The sequence below is a fragment of the Sneathiella sp. P13V-1 genome (assembly GCF_015143595.1).
Lineage (GTDB): Bacteria > Pseudomonadota > Alphaproteobacteria > Sneathiellales > Sneathiellaceae > Sneathiella.
In genome coordinates this window covers 277722-297282 of sequence record NZ_WYEU01000001.1, presented here as the reverse complement: position 1 = coordinate 297282, position 19561 = coordinate 277722, and the positions used below count along the sequence as shown (strand labels likewise).

Annotated in this window: 20 protein-coding genes; 13 read left to right on the top strand and 7 right to left on the bottom strand. The window is 49.6% G+C overall.

The genetic code is table 11. From position 1 onward, the window contains the following. The first annotated feature begins 138 nt into the window (after window positions 1-138). Together GUA87_RS01470 and ggt are read left to right on the top strand one after the other, a co-directional pair. Window positions 139-360, top strand: a complete 222-nt coding sequence (locus tag GUA87_RS01470) for a DUF4170 domain-containing protein (protein WP_193714754.1) — start codon at window positions 139-141, stop codon at window positions 358-360. 98 nt (window positions 361-458) lie between these two features. Beyond that, the gene (gene ggt / locus GUA87_RS01465; protein WP_193714753.1) at window positions 459-2048 is read left to right on the top strand and encodes a gamma-glutamyltransferase; all 1590 of its coding nucleotides are present in this window, start codon (window positions 459-461) and stop codon (window positions 2046-2048) included. 53 nt (window positions 2049-2101) lie between these two features. Here the strand turns inward: ggt and argS are convergent, their stop codons facing one another. Further along, on the bottom strand, window positions 2102-3871 hold the full coding sequence (argS, locus tag GUA87_RS01460; protein WP_321575854.1) for an arginine--tRNA ligase: 1770 nt from the start codon (window positions 3869-3871) through the stop codon (window positions 2102-2104). A gap of 271 nt (window positions 3872-4142) precedes the next feature. Here argS and groES point away from each other — a divergent pair, with 271 nt between their 5' ends. Together groES and groL are read left to right on the top strand one after the other, a co-directional pair. Continuing rightward, complete coding sequence (gene groES, locus GUA87_RS01455; protein WP_193714752.1) at window positions 4143-4430, top strand: co-chaperone GroES; 288 nt, start codon at window positions 4143-4145, stop codon at window positions 4428-4430. 33 nt (window positions 4431-4463) lie between these two features. After that, the gene (gene groL / locus GUA87_RS01450; RefSeq protein ID WP_193714751.1) at window positions 4464-6113 is read left to right on the top strand and encodes a chaperonin GroEL; all 1650 of its coding nucleotides are present in this window, start codon (window positions 4464-4466) and stop codon (window positions 6111-6113) included. A 53-nt stretch (window positions 6114-6166) separates the two neighbouring features. On the opposite strand, the gene GUA87_RS01445 is transcribed toward groL, so the two are convergent. The 5 genes from GUA87_RS01445 to GUA87_RS01425 form a co-directional block, all read right to left on the bottom strand. Beyond that, complete coding sequence (locus GUA87_RS01445) at window positions 6167-6787, bottom strand: DUF938 domain-containing protein (protein ID WP_193714750.1); 621 nt, start codon at window positions 6785-6787, stop codon at window positions 6167-6169. After that, entirely contained in the window at window positions 6787-7281 is a 495-nt protein-coding gene (locus GUA87_RS01440) for a periplasmic heavy metal sensor (protein WP_193714749.1), read from the bottom strand. Before GUA87_RS01440 ends, GUA87_RS01445 begins: the two co-directional genes overlap by 1 nt. Further along, entirely contained in the window at window positions 7268-7714 is a 447-nt protein-coding gene (locus tag GUA87_RS01435) for a hypothetical protein (protein WP_193714748.1), read from the bottom strand. Before GUA87_RS01435 ends, GUA87_RS01440 begins: the two co-directional genes overlap by 14 nt. Window positions 7715-7728: 14 nt before the next feature. Beyond that, window positions 7729-8283 carry a sigma-70 family RNA polymerase sigma factor gene (locus tag GUA87_RS01430; RefSeq protein ID WP_193714747.1) on the bottom strand — a complete coding sequence of 185 codons (555 nt, stop codon included), beginning with the start codon at window positions 8281-8283 and terminating at the stop codon, window positions 7729-7731. Between the two features lie 91 nt (window positions 8284-8374). Beyond that, on the bottom strand, window positions 8375-8899 hold the full coding sequence (locus GUA87_RS01425) for a bactofilin family protein (RefSeq protein WP_227711644.1): 525 nt from the start codon (window positions 8897-8899) through the stop codon (window positions 8375-8377). A gap of 162 nt (window positions 8900-9061) precedes the next feature. On the opposite strand from GUA87_RS01425, the gene GUA87_RS01420 reads away from it, so the two are divergent. Further along, on the top strand, window positions 9062-9274 hold the full coding sequence (locus GUA87_RS01420) for a DUF2842 domain-containing protein (RefSeq protein WP_193714746.1): 213 nt from the start codon (window positions 9062-9064) through the stop codon (window positions 9272-9274). Between the two features lie 186 nt (window positions 9275-9460). Here the strand turns inward: GUA87_RS01420 and GUA87_RS01415 are convergent, their stop codons facing one another. Next, window positions 9461-10231, bottom strand: a complete 771-nt coding sequence (locus tag GUA87_RS01415) for an alpha/beta fold hydrolase (RefSeq protein ID WP_193714745.1) — start codon at window positions 10229-10231, stop codon at window positions 9461-9463. Window positions 10232-10265: 34 nt separating this feature from the next. Between GUA87_RS01415 and GUA87_RS01410 the strand changes: the two genes are divergently transcribed. From GUA87_RS01410 to pheT, 8 genes are all read left to right on the top strand, one after another. Continuing rightward, window positions 10266-11462, top strand: coding sequence for a glycosyltransferase family 4 protein (locus GUA87_RS01410; RefSeq protein ID WP_321575853.1), 1197 nt, complete (start codon window positions 10266-10268; stop codon window positions 11460-11462). Further along, window positions 11462-12397, top strand: coding sequence for a glycosyltransferase family 9 protein (locus GUA87_RS01405; protein WP_193714744.1), 936 nt, complete (start codon window positions 11462-11464; stop codon window positions 12395-12397). The genes GUA87_RS01410 and GUA87_RS01405 overlap by 1 nt, the downstream gene beginning before the upstream one ends. 149 nt (window positions 12398-12546) lie before the next feature. Beyond that, window positions 12547-14478, top strand: coding sequence for a threonine--tRNA ligase (gene thrS / locus GUA87_RS01400; RefSeq protein ID WP_193714743.1), 1932 nt, complete (start codon window positions 12547-12549; stop codon window positions 14476-14478). Between the two features lie 137 nt (window positions 14479-14615). Beyond that, a complete protein-coding gene (gene infC / locus GUA87_RS01395; protein WP_193714742.1) occupies window positions 14616-15131 on the top strand; it encodes a translation initiation factor IF-3 in 516 nt (171 codons plus the stop codon). A 203-nt stretch (window positions 15132-15334) separates the two neighbouring features. After that, window positions 15335-15532, top strand: coding sequence for a 50S ribosomal protein L35 (gene rpmI, locus GUA87_RS01390; RefSeq protein ID WP_193714741.1), 198 nt, complete (start codon window positions 15335-15337; stop codon window positions 15530-15532). A gap of 12 nt (window positions 15533-15544) precedes the next feature. Continuing rightward, window positions 15545-15910, top strand: a complete 366-nt coding sequence (gene rplT / locus GUA87_RS01385) for a 50S ribosomal protein L20 (protein WP_193714740.1) — start codon at window positions 15545-15547, stop codon at window positions 15908-15910. Between the two features lie 112 nt (window positions 15911-16022). After that, a complete protein-coding gene (gene pheS, locus GUA87_RS01380) occupies window positions 16023-17099 on the top strand; it encodes a phenylalanine--tRNA ligase subunit alpha (RefSeq protein WP_193714739.1) in 1077 nt (358 codons plus the stop codon). Beyond that, on the top strand, window positions 17096-19501 hold the full coding sequence (gene pheT, locus GUA87_RS01375) for a phenylalanine--tRNA ligase subunit beta (protein ID WP_193714738.1): 2406 nt from the start codon (window positions 17096-17098) through the stop codon (window positions 19499-19501). The genes pheS and pheT overlap by 4 nt, the downstream gene beginning before the upstream one ends. The last annotated feature ends 60 nt before the right edge of the window (window positions 19502-19561 follow it).

Below are 19561 nucleotides of genomic sequence, written 5' to 3'. Positions count from 1 at the left end.
CTGTTTTTCTTCCTTGCGTTAGCCGTTTGTTCATCATAAACACGGTAAAAACTCCCATAACTATAATAATCCGAGTGTATTTGAGCAGACCGGCTATTTGCTGGTCTGGAACTATTTGTGTTTTGAAGAGACGAAGAAATGACAGATACAGCGACAGCTAACGCCACTAAGAAGGAATTGTTTGTGGTGTTCGGCGGCCGGGTTACTGATACACGTGGTCGTGATTTTGTAGATCCGGGTAATATGGATGTGCGCGGTTTTTTTGAATCGCACGATGCGGCTATGGGTGCCTGGCGTGCAGCCAGTCAAAGCAAGGTTGATGACGCATTTACCAAATATGTCATCGTTCGCCTTTGGTAATTTGACTTCCGGATCATGAAAAGGCGCAAAAAGTTGTTTTGCGCTTTTCAGTGATCGCAGTACTCTTTGGCCTCTCAATAATAATTAAGGTGGTCAAAGTGAGAAACTTCTCCAATCCCGGGCGCTCGGTAACTTATGGAATGAACGGTGCGGTTGCGACATCAAGCTCGCACGCTTCCCAGGTTGCTCTATCAATCCTGAAATCAGGCGGTAACGCCATGGACGCAGCTATTGCAGCCTGCGCGGTTCAGTGTGTTGTGGACCCCATGCAAACAGGTATTGGCGGCGATTGTTTCGCGATTGTCTCCCCCTCTGGTGATGACAAACTTTTTGGCCTCAATGGCTCCGGTAAGGCACCTAATGCTCTTACAGCAGATAAACTGTTGGATGATGGTATTGACGAGATTTCGCTGACCAGCCCTCATGCGGTAACGGTGCCGGGAGCCATCGACGCTTGGACGCGTCTTCATGAACAATTTGCTTCTATGGATTTTGCGGATCTGTTAGCCCCTGCCATTGATTGCGCGGAAAACGGATTTGTGGTGACGCAGCGCACCTCTGTGGATTGGCTCCTTGCGAAAGATAAACTTCTTGAAAATGAACAGGCGGCGAAGCTGTTCCTGAAAGATGGAGAAACTCCGGGGGCGGGAACTGTCTGGAAAAACCCAGCTTTGGCAGAAACTTTGAAGCGTATTGCCAAGGAAGGGCGCAGTGCCTTCTATGAAGGAGAGCTTGCCGAGAAGATGGTGGCGACCCTCAACGCGGCAGGTGCCCTCCACGAAGCCAGTGATTTTGGTGCGGCTTCTGCAGATGTAGTTGACCTCATACAGACCGAATTCGGCGGGCATGATGTGCATCAGATCCCACCAAGCGGCCAGGGTATCACAGCTTTGCTGATGATGAATATCCTTAAAGGGTATGACATGGATGGGCTGGATCCGGTCGGTGCAAAACGCTTCCACCTTCAGGCAGAGGCTGCGCGTCTTGCTTATCTTGCACGGGATAAATATGTGGCTGACCCGGCGAAAGCGGATGTGCCGGTTGAGATGCTGCTCTCTGATGAGTTCGCGGCTCACCTTCGGACTTTTATCGAAGTTGGTAAAGCCGGTGACGCTGGCGGCGCAGGTGCGTTGGATAAGCATAAAGATACGGTTTATCTGTCAGTTGTTGATAAGGATGGCATGGCAGTCTCCTTTATTAACTCCCTATTCCATCCATTTGGATCAGGCATTGCCGATGCAGAGGCAGGTGTGATCTTCCAGAACCGCGGCGCTGGATTTGTCGTGGACAAAGATCATCCAAACTGTGTGGCACCGGGTAAACGTCCACTGCATACCATTATCCCAGGTATGGTTACCAAAGGCGGTAAAATGACCCATTGTTACGGTGTGATGGGCGGCGCGTATCAACCTGTCGGTCATGCGCATGTTCTGTCCAATATCTTTGATTTTGGTATGGATGTTCAGGAAGCCATCGAAGCACCGCGGGCCTTCTACAACGCGGGTGTTCTTGAAATGGAAGAAACCATTTCTGATGGCGTGAAGCAGGAACTTGCAGATATGGGGTATGAAATCACTGCCCCTGAAATGCCTCATGGCGGTGCGCAGATGATTTACGTTAATCAGGAAACAGGTGTTCTGGAAGCTGGTACAGAATCCCGTAAAGACGGGCACGCGCTCGCATACTGATGAAAAAACCTTCAAAGAAAAAGCCGGAAGAGTTCTTCCGGCTTTTTTTCGTTTTACATACGTTCTGGTACTGCGATCCCAAGCATATCCAGAACCGCTTCAATTTGACGGAGCGTAATCTCGCAAAGTTTCAGGCGGGATGCGCGGATGGCTTCATCACTTTCACCGAGAACCTGACAATCATGATAGAAGCTGTTGAATTCCTGCGTGAGCGCATAAACATGATCACAAAGAATGTTCGGCGCACTTTTGTCGGCTGCTGCAAAGACCGCTTCGGAGAGCTGTGACAAGGCGAGCATCAGGTTGCGTTCGGCTTCGTGAGTGACCACAATATCACCAGATGCAATTCCCTGATCTGTGGCTTTGCGCAACATGGATTTAATCCGGACCGCCGCATACATCTGGTAAGGACCGGTTTTACCTTCAAACTTGGTGAAACGTTCCAGATCGAAAACATAGTTGGACATGCGTTGGTTGGAAAGATCCGCATATTTAATGGCGGCAATGCCAACCTTGGTGGCAATATCTTCAAGCTCTTCACTTGAGAATTTGTCTTTCAAGCCCGCTTCTTCAACGACTTTACGGGCTTCGCCAATGGCATCTTCGATCATGCTGCGAAGACGTACCACTCCGCCATCACGGGTTTTAAGTGGCTTGCCGTCTTTGCCGTTCACGGTGCCAAATCCGACATGCTCCAAGGTGGCGTCAGCATCTAGGCTGTCACCTACGCGGGCGGCGCGAAAGACCTGTTCAAAATGCAATCCTTGGCGGGCATCTACCACATAGAGAATGCTGTCCGGGTCATGTTCCAGCTGCCGCATTTCGATGGTGGCGAGGTCCGTGGTGCCGTACATCACCGCGCCATCTGATTTTTGTAGGATCAATGGCGGCATCTCTTTTTTGTCATCTTCCCTTGCGATGCGTACTACAATGGCACCATCAGATTCTTCTGACAGATTGTTGGAGGCGAACCGCTCCAGCATAGACGGAATATGATCGTTTGTGTCGGCTTCACCTTTCCATTCAGTGAAGTGCGCGCCTAATAGATCAAAGTCGATTTTCGTCTCGGCAATAGAAACATCCAGCATATGTTTCCAAAGGGCGCGATATCCTGCGCGGCCTTTTTGAAGCTCAAAAGTTGCTTCGCGGGCGGCTTCCAGGAATTCCGGGTTTTCTTTACTGCGTGAAGACGCAGCAGGATACAGCTCTTGTAGTTCATCCACAGTAACTGGAGATTCCGCGGGGAACGGTCCTTCGTTATCAGCATCAAAGTATGGAAGGTCCGGTTTCTGAAGTTCAATTTCCTTAATGAGCAGGCCCATTGGAAGGCCCCAGTCACCAAAGTGAACGTCACTGATGACGTCATCGCCCATGAAGACATGCAAGCGGCGCAGACTTTCACCGATAATGGTGGCACGAAGGTGCCCCACATGCATCGCTTTAGCTACATTTGGTCCGCCATAATCCAGAATAACCTTTTCTGAATTATGCTCCTCACGAATGCCAAAGCTGTCGTCCGCTGCAATCGTATTCAGGTGTGATTTCAGGAACTCGTCAGTTAGCTTCATATTAATGAAGCCGGGGCCTGCAAGGGAAAGCTCTGCAAAGATCCCTGTTTTCTCAAGCGCCTCCAAAACGGTTTGAGCAATGTCGCGTGGGTTCTTTTTCGCAGATTTTGCAGCGGCAAGCGCACCATTGCATTGAAACTGACCAAGTTCACGGCGTTGGGAGAGAACCACTTTACCGAATTTTGGATCCAGATCACATGTTTCGAAAACCTGCCCAACGCGGGCACTTAGTTGAGTGAGTAGGGATGCAGTCACTTTAATCTCTCAAATCCAAGGATTCATATTTGATGGGTGGGACATAACCCACATTCTGAGCCTTATCTACTGGAAAAGACAAAAAAGGCCAAGAAAATCCCTGAAAACAGTCCTTTTAATCCGTTTATTGACAAAAATTTTCCCCCTCTCTCTTGACTCATTTTGATGGAGCGCCTACATCGGTTAGGAATTTTGTTAGCACTCCCCTCTGGTGAGTGCTAATGACAGAAAAGTTGAAGACGACTCATTGAACCAATTGGGAGAGTTATTAATGTCATTTCGTCCATTGCACGATCGCGTTTTGATCAAACGCGTTGAAAGCGAAGAAAAATCTGCTGGCGGTATTATCCTCGTAGATAGCGCACAGGAAAAGCCAAGTGAAGGTGAAGTTGTTGCTGTTGGCGGCGGCGCGATTAAGGAAGACGGCTCTGTTCGCGCCCTTGACGTAGCTGTAGGCGACAAAGTTCTGTTCGGTAAATGGTCCGGTACAGAAATCAAGCTGGAAGGCGAAGATTTCCTGATCATGAAAGAATCCGACATTCTCGGCGTTCTTAGCTAATCACCGCAATTACAGACATTAAGGAATTAGAAAATGGCTAAACAAGTACATTTCGGTGCTGAGGCACGCGCGAGAATTCTGGAAGGCGTAAACATCCTTGCAGATGCCGTTAAAGTTACACTGGGTCCGAAAGGCCGTAACGTCGTTCTGGACAAATCCTTCGGCGCACCTCGCGTGACTAAAGACGGTGTTTCCGTTGCCAAAGAAATTGAGCTTGAAGATAAGCTGCAGAACATGGGCGCACAGATGGTGCGTGAAGTTGCTTCCAAAACGAACGACCTGGCTGGCGACGGTACAACAACTGCTACTGTTCTGGCTCAGTCTATCGTTCAGGAAGGTCTGAAAGCTGTTGCTGCTGGCATGAACCCGATGGATCTGAAACGCGGCATCGACCTTGCTGTTGGTAAAGCGATCGAAAGCATCCAAAATGGTGCAAACCCAGTTGCGGGTGCATCTGAAATCGCTCAGGTTGGTACAATCTCTGCAAACGGTGAAGCAGAAATCGGCAGCATTATTTCTGAAGCCATGGAAAAAGTTGGCAACGAAGGTGTTATCACTGTTGAAGAAGCCAAAGGCCTGGAAACAGAGTTGGACGTTGTTGAAGGTATGCAGTTCGACCGCGGTTACCTGTCACCATACTTCGTGACAAACGCTGAGAAAATGCTGACAGAGATGGAAAACCCATTCATCCTGCTGCACGAAAAGAAACTGACAAACCTGCAGCCAATGCTTCCAATCCTTGAAGCAGTTGTTCAGTCAGGCAAGCCACTTCTGATCATCGCTGAAGACATCGAAGGTGAAGCACTTGCAACTCTCGTTGTAAACAAACTGCGCGGCGGCTTGAAAATTGCTGCTGTTAAAGCTCCTGGCTTTGGTGACCGTCGTAAAGCAATGCTTGAAGACATCGCGATCCTGACTGGTGGTCAAATGATCTCCGAAGAGCTTGGCATCAAACTTGAAAATGTTACTCTGGACATGTTGGGTACAGCTAAGACGGTTACAATTTCCAAAGAGGAAACAACAATCGTTGACGGTGCCGGCACAAGAGACGACATCGACGCACGCGTTGGTCAGATCAAAGCGCAGATCGAAGAAACTTCTTCCGATTATGACCGCGAAAAACTGCAGGAACGTCTGGCTAAACTGGCTGGCGGTGTTGCCGTGATTAAAGTTGGCGGTGCAACTGAAGTTGAAGTGAAAGAACGCAAAGACCGCGTTGACGATGCTCTGCACGCGACACGCGCAGCTGTTGAAGAAGGTATCGTCCCAGGTGGCGGAACTGCGCTTCTATACGCATCCCGCGCACTTGAAGGTCTCGAAGGTGCAAACGAAGATCAGAACGTTGGTGTTAAGATCATCGCACGCGCTTTGCAGGCTCCTATCCGTCAGATCGCTGAAAACGCAGGTCACGACGGTGCGGTTGTTGCTGGTAAGCTTCTGGAACAAGACGATCCGAAGCACGGCTTTAACGCACAGACAGGTGTATACGGTAACCTGCTGGAAGACGGTGTTGTTGACCCGGCTAAAGTTGTTCGTACAGCCCTTGAAGATGCAGCCTCTGTTGCAGGTCTGTTGATCACAACAGAAGCAACTGTAACAGATGCACCTGCAAAAGAAGGTTCCGGCTCTGGAATGCCTGACATGGGCGGCATGGGCGGTATGGGTGGTATGGGCGGTTTCTAAGCCATCATATCCGATATCGAATATGAAGAAGGGCCGGATTTTCCGGCCCTTTTTTATTGCTTTTCAAAAATCTGAAAGAAGTTATTGGCAGGCATGGGCAGGCTTTCTTTCAGGAGTAACCCATTTTTCTCAGCTTCGGCGGCAACCTTTTCAATATCACGAACGCCGAAAGAAGAATCTTTCGCTTTCAGCCATTCCTCGAAGGCGATGTTGCTTTCGGATGTATGTTTCCCGCCTACTTTGTAGGGACCGTATAGATACGCAAATCCGCCTTTCTTAAGAACACGGTTTGCACCCTTAAACAATCCTTCTGTTACCACCCATGGGGCGATATGAATCATATTGGCGTTGAATATGGCGTCGAAGGGCCCATGGCTGTAATCTGGGGCTTCGGTCGGCCAAACTTCACCGGTTACATCCAGTTTAAGGACAGGCAAGAAGTTTTCGGTGCCGACATGTGCTCGCCAGCTTTCAGTGCTTAAAATCTGGTCTTCTTCCAGATTGCTGGGCTGCCATGTGACATCGGGACGTATTGGGGTGAAGTGGGTCGCATGTTCGCCACTGCCTGAGGCAATTTCCAAAACAGATCCACCTTTTGGGAGACGAGGTAATAATGCCTCAGCGATAAAGCTCCTGTTTCGTGCTGTCGACGGAGAGTAGATTCTGTTGTCCATCAGTCGTCCTTATCACCGAATTTGTGATCTTTAAATTTGTGATGCCTGTCTGACCAGCGTTTGAACCCTCTGTTAAAAAACGTCTCTCGTTTTTCTGGAGGAAGTAAACGGGCTGACTCGTATAATATTGTGAATAGCCTTTTCTCAACATTCTGCCGGCTTGAGATTAACACATCAAAAGCCTCTTTAATCTCGGTATCATCCAAGTTTTCCGCAGAAAGACTGTCACTCAGGATACGTTTCGCCTCCCTAAAATCTCTCACTTCATCTTTGAAATACGGCTTGTGATAGTTCCAAATGGCGCGGATTTGCTTCTTCTCTGATTTTTCAAGAGAAGACAAGGCCGCACGGCGATCGAAGGTGAGTTCCCCGCTTCGTGCGGATTTCACATTGTATCGATACCATTGCGCGCCGACAAAAGCGGCACCGGCTATGTTCAAGCCGATGGAAGCAATCAGCAGAATGGTCAGAACTCTGGTTTTACCCATTTTCATTATCTTGCTCCCAATCCAGAACTGAGTCTGACAGGGCCAGCTCATCTATGGTTACATCAGTTGGAATCAGAATGCCGGGACCAAACCATCCAACCATCACACCAAGGGCCGCAGCGGTCATTAGGCCTGCAAGGGGGCGTAAAAAACCATGACCAAACAAATCAGCTAAACTGAATGTATCGCCGTGGATTGCCTCGGCATCTGAGAGGATACGGGCGTGTAGCGTAGATGGTGCGCGAAGATCTTCAAGATCGTGGTCTAGCAAATCCTGCAACTCTATTTCCTCTGCATAATCGGAGAGATAATGAGGATATGTCGATGCCAGATTTTGCAGTGCCTGACGTTCATCCGCAGGCCAGCGTTTCGGATCATTGCCGTAGCAATCTACAATCCATTGAAGCCTTTCAATTGACGGATTTTCTGAATGTGTCATCTTCCATCTCCACGCTATCGTATATGGTCAGGCGATAAGAGTTCTTTCAGTTTTCGGCGCCCCCTTGAGAGGAGCGACTCGAGAGCTTCTACTGAAATCCCCATTCTTTCGGCTGCATCCTTGTTGCCACATTCATCAAAGTGAACAAGCGTTATAGCAACCCGTTGCCTGTGCGGCAAATCCACCACGCCGGAGCGAACCGAGCGTTTCATTTCCGCCAGTGCTTGATTTTCATATGGATTGAGACCAGGATCTTCCCGCTCAGGGACTTTTGCATCAGAAAACCGTTTGGTTTTCCGCAAATGATCTATGGCCAGATTATGAATGACCCGGTGAAGCCAAGTACTGATGCGTGCCTTGGCTTCCCATTTGGCAGCGGCCTTCCAAAGTTTGAGGAAGGCTTCCTGTGTAATGTCTTCGGCAACCATTTGGTCCGCCGTCATCCGGTAAGCGGTTCTGTATGCCTGATCTGTATACAGCGACGTAATTTCACGACTCGCACGCAAATCACCCTTAGCCAGTTGCCTTAGCAATTGGGCATCCCGATCTATCAGGTTGCTGTCGCTCATGCCGTTATACTGTCAATCCAATTAGAAAAACTCAAACTATCTTATGATAAAACGGCTGAGTTCGACAAATCCGTCGCGAAGATAAAAAGAATTATGTAGTAGTGGTTTCGGGGGTTTTACTTTGTTGTGCCAACTGGCCGGAAATGCATCCGCCGGGTTCTATTTCGATCTCGCCATATCGGATGGTGCCACTGACAATTCCGGTTTTATGAATGACCAGTTTCTTGCGTGCGGTCATTGTTCCGTTAAACCGCCCTGAAATTTCTGCACGGTCAATGGTTACTTCTCCTTCGAAGATGCCGCTTTCAGTGATTTCAATTTCTTTGGAGTCCATAGAGGCTTCAACCGTTCCCTCAACTATCAGGCGATCACAAGCGGTTATTTCACCTTTCAGGTGGATATCTTTTCCCACATGCAGGCGGCTCCCTTCTTTGGTTTCTTCCTGCATATTCATGCCAGACGGGCGCAGCGGAAACGCTGATGAGGAATTTCCCGCCGGTACGGGGTTTGAAGGCGCGGGGCGCGGCATGGAGGCCGGCTTGGCGACCTGCTTTTCTAATGAATCCGTGGTGTCTCTAGATTGATTTGAAAGCGATTGGTTTTTCTTGTTGAACATGATGGTATCCCCTTGAATTCTGAGCTGGCAAATAAGACAGGGGAAAGATGTTGAAATGCGGGGCAGATTTAGACTTTTTTGTGGAAAAGACTGTTTGCTGTGGATGCCCCCTTTTCAAAACAGGCTTGGTTATCTAAAAGCAGGGTAGAAATGGAGTGTGCTATGAATAAAAGTCGAAAACCGATTGGCCTTCTGATGATCCTGGTTTTTCTGACGGTTTATTGCTTTGGGGCGATGTTGATCGCTGTGAATTTCTTGCCAGAGAATAAGTGGATTGATCTGATTTATTATCCAATAGCCGGGGTGCTATGGATTTTCCCTGTTATGAAAATTGTAAAGTTCATGCAGCCGGGGGATCCTGAAGAAGAGATTTAGGGTTTTGAAATAGAGACCGGGCCAGCTAGGGGGGGAGCCGGCCCGGTTATTTGCTTCCAGTGGAAGAGGGGAGTTTCTCACTGAATGCATTTCACTCTACAAAAATAGATATATGGCGCCTTTCAAACATTACAATCTCATTGTATTAGAGATGAGTGTTTTTACTCCTGCAGCTGGAACTGTGACCTACCTGTGAAGCAAGTTACGGGCGACCTGACTACAAACTGTTTCTGTGGTCAATATCAAACGATTTAGATCGATATCTTCTGATAGACGGTGATCCCCTTCTTTTACTAATGTGACATTCACATTGTCACTGGTCAGCCTCTCCTGAATATCCAGGGCGGTTTGCCATGGCACCGCGTCATCCTTCATACCTTGAAGAAGGTGAACCGGGCCATCAAAAGGGATTGCATTATCCATGATGCAGTTCTTTTCACCATCTCCCAGCAATTTGCCGGTGATTGTGTATGGCTCTTCCGAATATTCAGATGGTTCTTCCCAGTAACCCTGACGTTCGATATCCGCTTTTGCATCATCGGTAAGGTCCCGTTTCATGCGCCGTGTAAAATCAGGGGCCGCCGCAATGCCAACAAATCCTAAAACCCTTTCAGGGCGAAGAAGAGCCATGCGAAGACCGATCCATCCCCCCATGGAAGATCCCACGACAACCTGAGGACCCGCGGTGCATTCATCCAATACAGCCAGTGCGTCATCCGTCCAGCGGCTAATTGTGCCATCTTTGAACAAACCTGTAGATTGTCCGTGCCCTAAATAGTCAAAGCGTGTATAGCTTCGTCCAAGATCCTTCATGGCCTGCTCAAGGGCCAGAGCTTTTGTGCCTTCCATATCGGACATAAAGCCAGAGCAGAATATCACACCAGGTGCATCGCCGGGTGTATGGTGGTATGCTATGGATTGGCCGTCGGGACGTTGGAGAAGTTCAGGTTGGGTCATCGTATCCGCTTGTGTGAGTTAGAGAATAAATACCGTGAATCAACATAACACCTCTTTTGCGAAAAACGAAAGCCAGGACAAACAGGTGCGTACAATTATGCAAATCCTTCCTGCCCTTGAAGGGGGTGGAGTGGAACGCGGTACCATCGAGATGGCAGCTGCGATCAAGGCAAAGGGGTGGAATGCTATCGTTGTCTCCAACGGTGGCAAGATGGTGTATGAGCTCGATAAAATTGGTGCGACCCATCTGACTTTACCGGTGCATTCCAAAAAACCATGGGTGATGTATCGCAATATCAAGCGGATCCGTCAGGTGATTGAACGTTATGGTGTGGATTTGGTTCATGCCAGAAGTCGTGCGCCAGCGTGGAGTGCCTATGCCGCTGCTAGAGCCGAAAAAGTACCCTATGTCACAACCTTTCATGCGGCCTACACGCGTGGTGGATTTTTCAAAAACGCCTATAACGGAATTATGGCGCGTGGCCAAAAAGTGATTGCGATCTCTGATTTTATTGCAGGGCATATCGCAGAAAATTACATGACCCCAGAAGATAAGATCGTTACGATCCCCCGGGGTGTGGATTGCCATAAGTTTAATCCGGGTGCCGTGAGCGCTGAACGTATTATCAAAATGGCGACCGATTGGGCACTCCCTGATGGTGTGCCGATCATTATGTTGCCAGGGCGACTGACGCGCCTTAAGGGGCATGTGGAACTGATACAGGCGTTGTCCCGTCTTGAGGATAAGAATTTTCTGGCACTTTTTGTGGGCGCCGGGCAGGGGCGAGAAGCCTACCGCACCGAGATCACCAATTTGGTGAAATCCAAGGGGTTGGAAGGCAAGGTCCAGATTAAGGATTATTGCTCCGATATGCCCGCCGCTTTGATGTTGGCGGATATCGTCGTGTCTGCGACGAATGTCCCGGAAGGGTTTGGCCGCATTTCAGTAGAAGCCCAAGCCATGGGGCGCCCGGTAATTGCTACGGCGCATGGGGGATCTCTTGAAACAGTGCTTAATGGGGAAACCGGCTGGCTTGTTCCGGTTGGCGACATCGATGCCATGGCGAGTGCTGTAAAAACGGCGCTTGGGATGTCGGGAGAAGAGCGCGAGAAGGTTGCCGCCCGTGCGCGGCAACACGTAACAGACAACTTTACTGTTGAGAAAATGTGTAATGCTACTTTGGAAGTTTATGAGGATGTCCTCAAAAACCGGGAAGGGGCTGCGGTATAATGACTGCGGAGAATATCCTAGTCATCAAGCACGGGGCACTTGGGGATGTAGTGTTGGCGCAATCACCGTTTCAAGCCATTCGTGCCCATCATCCGGATGCAAAAATTACACTTCTCACCACTAAGCTGTTTAAACCTTTCATGGAAAAGTCAGGCCTGTTTGATGAGGTATGGGTGGATGAAAAACCGAAATTCTGGCAACTGGCGCGCCTTTGGGATTTAAAACGCAAGCTCGTGTCCGGTAAGTTTAACCGAGTCTATGATCTTCAAACGTCCACAAGATCCAGCTCTTATCTTGGGTTAATTCCAACCTCTCAGAAAGTTGAGTGGTCCGGTGTGGCAAAGGGATGTACTCATCCTCACAATAATCCTGAGCGTGGTAAGTTACATACTATTGAGCGTCAGGCAGAGCAGTTAAATCATGCCGGTATTAAATACATCCCTAAGGCTGATTTTACTTGGGCGATTTCGGCCTCGAAGGATTTCAACTTGCCTTCTCCTTATTCGTTGCTGGTGCCAGGCGGGTCTGCTCATCGTCCTGAAAAGCGTTGGCCTGCCGTAAAATATGCGGAGCTTGCCAATTTGTTGACGCAAAAAGGGATTGCGCCGGTTCTGATCGGCGGCAAGGCTGAGCAGGACGTCCTTGATGAAATTATGAGCCTCTGCCCGGATTGCATTGATCTTTCCGGTAAGACTGGATTGGAAGATCTTGCTGGGTTAGGTGACAAAGCCGTTTTGTCCGTTGGAAATGATACTGGCCCCCTTCATCTGATCGCGGCGGTAGGATGTCCAACGGTGGTTCTTTTCTCAAACGCGTCTGATCCGGCAAGGGCACGACCCAGAGGCGCTGATGTCACGGTCTTGAGGGAAGCGGATCTCGCAGATCTATCGTTTGAGACCGTGGTGAAAAAGCTTAAATTTCCCGATATTTCCTAAAACTTGTGCCTAATAAGGCAATATTGACGTTTTCTGCGCAAGATGCCTGTCAGCTTGCTTGACATAGAAGCGCAGATTTCTACAGTCAGCATTCTCAAAAACCCGGTTCAGGTCAGGGTAATGATCGGAACCTAGCAAAGGTCAATATTGTGGAAAACGGAAATGTAAATATCACGCTTCCAGATGGAAGCGTCAGAAGCTTTGAAAACCCCGTTTCTGGTGCAGAACTTGCGGCAGATATCGGTCCTGGTCTGGCAAAAGCGGCGCTTGCGCTGCGCATCGATGGTGAGATGAGAGATCTGAAAACAGTCCTCACCACAGATACGACGGTGGAAATTGTCACGACCAAGGAAGAGGGCGACGAAGTTCTGGAACTGATCCGTCACGACGCTGCCCACGTGTTGGCCGAAGCTGTAAAAGAGCTTTACCCGGAAACTCAGGTCACAATTGGTCCTGCGATCGAGGATGGTTTTTACTACGACTTTGCGCGTGAAAAGCCATTTACACCGGAAGATCTGGAAAAGATCGAAAAACGGATGCACGATATTGTAGACCGCGATGAATCCATTGATCGTGAAGAATGGGATCGCGATGACGCGGTGAAATTTTTCCGTGATCAGGGCGAGGAATATAAAGCGGAAATCATTGCTTCCATTCCTGCGGATCAGCCGATCGGTATCTATAAGCAAGGTGACTTTCAGGATCTTTGCCGCGGACCTCACTTACCGAGTACAAAGAAGCTCGGACATGCGTTTAAATTGATGAAACTTGCCGGTGCTTACTGGCGGGGCGATTCAAATAACGAGATGCTGCAGCGTGTCTATGGTACTGCCTGGCGCACCGAGAAAGAGCTGAAAGCCTATCTCAATCGTCTGGAAGAAGCAGAGCGCCGTGATCACCGGAAACTTGGCCGTGAAATGGATCTTTTCCATATGCAGGAAGAGGCTGTTGGCATGGTTTTCTGGCACCCGCAAGGTTGGACAGTCTATCGTACTTTGGAAAGCTACATTCGTAACAAGCTTGAAAAAGCAGGTTATGAAGAGGTGAAAACACCTCAGCTTGTGGATCGTAAGCTTTGGGAAGCGTCAGGTCACTGGGATAAGTTCCGCGAAAACATGTACACAACAGAATCGGAAGAGCGCACATTTGCGCTAAAGCCGATGAACTGTCCGTGTCACGTTCAGATTTTTAATCAGGGCATCACCAGTTATCGCGATCTTCCGCTTCGTATGGCTGAGTTTGGCTCCTGCCACAGGTATGAACCGTCAGGTGCTTTGCACGGCATTATGCGAGTGCGTGGCTTTACACAGGATGATGCACATATTTTCTGTACTGAGGATCAGATTGCGTCTGAGACAGAGATTTTCTGTGACCTGTTGATGGACATCTATAAGGACTTTGGTTTTACCAAGGTTCGGGTGAAATTCTCTGACCGTCCAGATGTGCGTGCGGGTGATGATGCTACTTGGAATAAGTCAGAAGGGGCTTTGAAAGAAGCTGTGGAGGCTGCGGGGCTTGAATATACAATGAACCCGGGTGAAGGCGCATTTTACGGTCCAAAACTGGAATTCGTTCTGACGGATGCCATCGGGCGCGATTGGCAGTGTGGCACCTTGCAGGTGGATTTCGTGCTGCCTGAACGCCTGAACGCCAACTATATTGGTGAGGATGGGGCAAAACACCGACCTGTGATGTTGCACCGTGCGATTTTTGGATCCATGGAGCGATTCATTGGCATTCTGATCGAAGAATATGCAGGTCGCTTCCCGCTTTGGCTGTCCCCAACACAGGTTGTGGTCGCGACCATTACCGGGGATGCGGATCAATATGCCAGAAAGGTTCTGGACGCGTGTGAAGCCCGTGGTCTGCGTGCCAAGCTGGATATTCGTAATGAGAAGATCAATCTGAAGGTTCGTGAGCATAGTCTCGCCAAGGTTCCGGCCTTGCTGGTGGCGGGTGCGCGCGAAGCGGAAGAGAGCACCATTTCGGTTCGCCGTCTTGGTGAGAAACACCAGAAGGTGATGGGATTGGAAGAAGCCCTGGACGCGCTTGTTGAAGAAGCACGCGTTCCCGGGACTTGAAAGCGGTTTCAAAGCTGATTTTGATAGAAAATTCCCAAATTCTCGGCTAAGATGCAGTGAAGGTGCTCTCTGGGGCACCTTTATGCTGCTGTCAACGACGAAGGAGAAGGTAGATAGCTCGTCCACAAAGAAATACGATGCCGGCCAAAGAAGGCCCTCGTATGAACGAAGAAATTGAGAACGCTGAAGTTCGCCTTATTACAGAAGAGGCGGAAAATATCGGTGTTGTCACTGTTGAGGTTGCTGCAGGTCTGGCTGATGAGGCCGGATTGGATCTTGTAGAAGTCTCCCCGGGTCAGACACCGGTTTGCAAAATTATGGACTATGGCCGTGCCAAGTTTGAGGCGCAGAAAAAAGCCGCGAAAGCCCGTAAGAAGCAGAAAACGGTCGACGTGAAGGAGATCAAACTCCGTCCGAACATTGATCAGCATGACTATGAAGTCAAGATGCGGTCTGTGACTAAATTCCTGAACTCAGGTGACAAGGTGAAACTGACGATCCGCTTCCGCGGTCGCGAAATGGCCCACCAGGAACTTGGCATGGAATTGATGAACAAGGTCAAAGAGGAATTTGCCGATTCCATTAAAGTGGAACTCCATCCAAAGATGGAAGGTCGGCAGATGACGATGGTTGTTGCCCCAATCGGCAACTGATCAATTTTGTAATTACTGACAAACGCAGTTTTCCAAGCTTTTCGAATAGAGAGGGGAAGGTGGCTGCCTTTGTCTTTTGTGGGGAAATCAGGGCTTGATCTTTTGCAAGCCTGTGGATATAACCCACGCTTCGTCGAACATTCCGGCCAACAAGGGCTGCCGCGTTTGTTCATTTGCTTCATTTCTAGTTAAGGGAAGCCAAAATGCCCAAGCTAAAGACCAAAAGTGGCGTCAAGAAACGTTTTTCTTTGACAGCCAAAGGAAAGGTCCGTGGAAACCAGGCTGGTAAACAGCACGGTATGATCAAACGGACTAACAAACAGATCCGCAATCAGCGCGGCACAACTATCCTGGCCGAACAGGATGCCCGCATTGTGAAAAAGTTTTTACCCTACGGCTAAGGAGAGTAGACCATGGCACGTGTTAAACGCGGTGTGACTACTCACGCCCGCCACAGAAAAGTTATTAAAGCAGCGAAAGGTTATTACGGTCGCCGTAAGAACACTTTCCGTACTGCTGTTCAGGCTGTTGAAAAAGCAGGCCAATACGCATACCGCGACCGCCGCGTTAAGAAACGCAACTTCCGCGCTCTGTGGATCCAGCGTATTAATGCCGCTTCACGCGAACTTGGTATGACATACGGCAACTTTATGCACGGCCTCAAGCTGGCTGGCATTGATCTTGACCGTAAGGTACTTGCTGATATTGCTGTGCGTGAGCCTGAGGCCTTTAAGGCATTGGTTGAAGCTGCTGAGAAAGCAACTGCTGCCAAAGCCTGATTTTATCGGGCCCTCGAAAACTTCATGTTAGAGCACTAGACTTTTTCGAAGACCACTTTATTAAAAAGGGGGCCCATTGCTACGGGTCCCCTTTTTTAATTGAAAAGAGACGATGCAGGATATTGAAACGCTAGAAAGCGAATTGTTGGGTGAAATCAACAACGCAAATGATCTGGATGCGCTGGAAGCGGTCCGGATTTCCGCGCTGGGTAAAAAAGGTCGTGTCAGTCTGATGATGCGGGGGCTGGGCCAGATGGCACCAGAAGAGCGACAGGAAGTCGCCCCACGTCTGAACAAACTGAAGCAATCAGTTGCCGATGCAATTGATCAGGCCAAATCTGGCCTGAATAAAAAAGCCATGGAAGCGCGCCTTGCTGCAGAGACAATTGATGTCACCCTGCCAAGCCGTCCTGAAAATCTTGGACGAATTCATCCGATCAGTCAGGTCGTTGATGAAATCACCGAGATTTTCGCCGACATGGGCTTCGATATTGCTGAAGGTCCGGATGTGGAAGATGATTTCCATAACTTTACCGCCCTTAATATTCCGCCTGAACATCCTGCACGTCAGATGCATGACACTTTCTATCTTCCTGAAAAAGAAGATGGCAGCCGTCAGTTGCTTCGTACGCACACTTCATCCGTGCAGATTCGCACCATGGAAAGTGTAGAGCCACCGCACCGCATTGTGGTGCCGGGCCGTACCTACCGTAGTGATAGCGATCATACGCATACACCGATGTTCAATCAGATCGAAGGTCTTGTTATCGACAAAACCAGCCATATGGGTCATCTGAAAGGCATCCTGAAAGAGTTCTGCCGTGCCTATTTCGAAGTAGATGATGTGGAAATGCGTTTCCGCCCTTCCTACTTCCCGTTCACGGAGCCATCCGCCGAGATGGATATTCGCTGCACCTTTGCGAAGGATCATATCAAAGTAGGTGAAGGTGACGACTGGATGGAAATTCTGGGGTGCGGCATGGTGAACCCACGGGTTCTGGCCCACTGCGGTATCGATCCAACTGAATATCAAGGCTTTGCCTGGGGTATGGGTATCGACCGCATCGCCATGTTGAAATACGGTATTCCTGATCTCCGTGCCTTCTTCGATTCAGATCTTCGCTGGCTGAAGCATTATGGGTTTGTTCCAATGGATGTCCCAACATTGGGCGGAGGGTTGTCACGATGAAATTCTCAGTATCCTGGTTGCGTGAACATCTGGAATTTGACGCAACACTTGATGAATTGTCCGAAAAGCTAACCGCCATCGGTCTGGAAGTGGAAGAAATCACCGACCGCGCCAAAGAACTCGAAGCGTTCCGTGTGTGCCACGTGATTAAAGCCGAGCAGCACCCAGATGCGGATAAGCTGCGCGTTTGTCAAGTGGACACAGGTTCGGAAACCGTACAGGTCGTCTGCGGCGCGCCAAATGCCCGCACAGGCATGAAAGGTGTGTTTGCACCGTCTGGATCTTATGTTCCGGGGACAGATCTGTGGCTAAAGCCAACAAAGATCCGTGGCGTTGAAAGTAACGGCATGCTGGTGTCCGAGCGGGAAATGGGTATTTCCGACGAGCATAACGGCATCATCGAAATGCCAGAAGATACAGAAGTTGGTGTACAGTTTGCGGTTCTGGCTGGTCTTGATGATCCAATCATTGAAATCGCCATTACACCTAACCATCAGGATGCTTTGGGTGTTTACGGTATCGCCCGTGATCTGGCCGCTGGTGGCTTTGGCACACTGAAAGAATTGGATGTTTCTGCTGTTGCAGGTTCATATGACAGCCCAATCGGTGTTGAGCTGAAGTTTGATGCAGATGCAGATCCGCTTCCTTGTTCCAAATTCCTTGGTCGTTATGTCAGAGGCGTTAAAAACGGTCCTAGCCCGAAATGGATGCAGGATCGCCTGCTGTCTATTGGCTTGCGTCCAATTTCCGCACTTGTGGATATCACAAACTTTGTGACTTTTGATCTGGGTCGTCCGCTTCACGTATTTGATGCGGATAAACTGTCAGGCAATATTCAGCCGCGTCTTGCCAAAGCCGGTGAAAAACTGTTGGCGCTCGATGGTGAAGAATACACACTGTCAGATACAGACTGTGTCATCGCTGATGATGCGGCGCCTCAAGGTATTGGTGGCATTATGGGCGGGGAGCTCAGCGGTTGCACCGAAGAGACTACAAACCTCTTTATCGAAGCTGCGTTGTTCGATCCGATTGCCGTTGCCACAACGGGTCGCCGTCTTGGCATTGAATCTGATGCGCGCTACCGTTTTGAACGTGGTGTAGATCCCGATTTTGTTGGTACAGGCATGGAAATCGCGACACGTCTTGTGATGGAACTATGCGGTGGCGAGCCAAGCCATGTTGTCTCCGACGGGGAAGGTCCTGAATGGCAGAAGCAAGTCTCTTTGCGCAAAACACGGGTCAAAGAACTCGGTGGTATGGATGTGTCGGTTGCCGACATGATCTCCATTCTTGATCGCTTAGGATTTGCGCCAAAAGAAGAAGGTGATGTCATTGTCACTGATGTGCCGTCCTGGCGCATGGATATTGATGGCGAAGCCGATCTGGTGGAAGAAGTGATGCGAATGGTGGGGTATGACAATATCCCAACGGTGGCGCTTGATCGTGAAAATGTGGTGGCCAAGCCATCCGTTACACCAAAACAGCGCCGGGTTCGCACCGCAAAACGCACCCTTGCCGGTCGCGGTATGATTGAAGCGGTGACCTATTCCTTCCTGCCACGTGCCCACGCTGAATTGTTCGGCGGTGCGAATGAAGATCTGGTTCTTGCCAACCCGATCAGTACGGATCTGGACACAATGCGTCCATCCTTGCTGCCAAACTTGGTGGCAGCGGCGGGCCGCAATCAGGCGCGCGGATTTAATGATATCTGTCTGTTCGAAGTCGCGGGTGAATATCATGATGATACGCCATCTGGGCAAAGCACAGTTGCCGCGGGTATTCGCGCAGGTGTCACTCAAGGACGCCACTGGGTGGGTGCCGGTCGTGAATATGATCTGTTTGACGTGAAGGCGGATGTTCTTGCATTGCTGGAAGCCATTGGCGGTCCAGCATCACCGCAAATTGATACAGGTGCCCCTGAGTGGTATCACCCGGGTCGTTCTGGCGTGCTGCAGTTGGGTCCAAAGAACCGCCTTGCGGCCTTCGGTGAATTGCATCCTGCGGTTCTGGAAGCCATGAAGGTCAAAGGCCGTGTGATGGCGTTTGAACTTTATCTGGATAATGTTCCAATGCCGAAGGGGGAGCGCAAAACAGCGAAAGATCCTCTTCAGGTTTCTGACTTCCAGGCGGTCGAGCGTGACTTTGCCTTTGTCATGGACCGTGATGTAACAGCGGACAAAGTCTTGCGGGCGGCAAAAGGAGCGGATAAGAAACTGATCGCTGATGCGACCGTCTTCGACATCTATGAAGGTGAAAAAGTGGGCGAAGGTCAGAAGTCGATTGCACTGTCCGTTCGTCTGGAACCTCAGGATAAGACCCTGACCGACGAAGAGATCGAAGCTGTAGCCCAGAAGGTTATCGCCAACGTCGAGAAAACGAGCGGCGGCACCCTTCGCGGTTAATAACAAGAAACAGGATGAAGGGGGTGCTGTTGCGCCCCCTTTAAACTTGTCAGGAGAGTT

Excerpts from the sequence above, each read along its gene's own strand:
- GUA87_RS01470 (WP_193714754.1), top strand. The coding sequence starts at position 139 with ATGACAGATACAGCGACAGCTAACGCCACTAAGAAGGAATTGTTTGTG.
- groES (WP_193714752.1), top strand. The coding sequence starts at position 4,143 with ATGTCATTTCGTCCATTGCACGATCGCGTTTTGATCAAACGCGTTGAA.
- groL (WP_193714751.1), top strand. The coding sequence starts at position 4,464 with ATGGCTAAACAAGTACATTTCGGTGCTGAGGCACGCGCGAGAATTCTG.
- GUA87_RS01445 (WP_193714750.1), bottom strand. The coding sequence starts at position 6,787 with ATGGACAACAGAATCTACTCTCCGTCGACAGCACGAAACAGGAGCTTT.
- GUA87_RS01440 (WP_193714749.1), bottom strand. The coding sequence starts at position 7,281 with ATGAAAATGGGTAAAACCAGAGTTCTGACCATTCTGCTGATTGCTTCC.
- GUA87_RS01435 (WP_193714748.1), bottom strand. The coding sequence starts at position 7,714 with ATGACACATTCAGAAAATCCGTCAATTGAAAGGCTTCAATGGATTGTA.
- GUA87_RS01430 (WP_193714747.1), bottom strand. The coding sequence starts at position 8,283 with ATGAGCGACAGCAACCTGATAGATCGGGATGCCCAATTGCTAAGGCAA.
- GUA87_RS01425 (WP_227711644.1), bottom strand. The coding sequence starts at position 8,899 with ATGTTCAACAAGAAAAACCAATCGCTTTCAAATCAATCTAGAGACACC.
- GUA87_RS01420 (WP_193714746.1), top strand. The coding sequence starts at position 9,062 with ATGAATAAAAGTCGAAAACCGATTGGCCTTCTGATGATCCTGGTTTTT.
- GUA87_RS01415 (WP_193714745.1), bottom strand. The coding sequence starts at position 10,231 with ATGACCCAACCTGAACTTCTCCAACGTCCCGACGGCCAATCCATAGCA.
- GUA87_RS01405 (WP_193714744.1), top strand. The coding sequence starts at position 11,462 with ATGACTGCGGAGAATATCCTAGTCATCAAGCACGGGGCACTTGGGGAT.
- infC (WP_193714742.1), top strand. The coding sequence starts at position 14,616 with ATGCCGGCCAAAGAAGGCCCTCGTATGAACGAAGAAATTGAGAACGCT.
- rpmI (WP_193714741.1), top strand. The coding sequence starts at position 15,335 with ATGCCCAAGCTAAAGACCAAAAGTGGCGTCAAGAAACGTTTTTCTTTG.
- rplT (WP_193714740.1), top strand. The coding sequence starts at position 15,545 with ATGGCACGTGTTAAACGCGGTGTGACTACTCACGCCCGCCACAGAAAA.
- pheS (WP_193714739.1), top strand. The coding sequence starts at position 16,023 with ATGCAGGATATTGAAACGCTAGAAAGCGAATTGTTGGGTGAAATCAAC.
- pheT (WP_193714738.1), top strand. The coding sequence starts at position 17,096 with ATGAAATTCTCAGTATCCTGGTTGCGTGAACATCTGGAATTTGACGCA.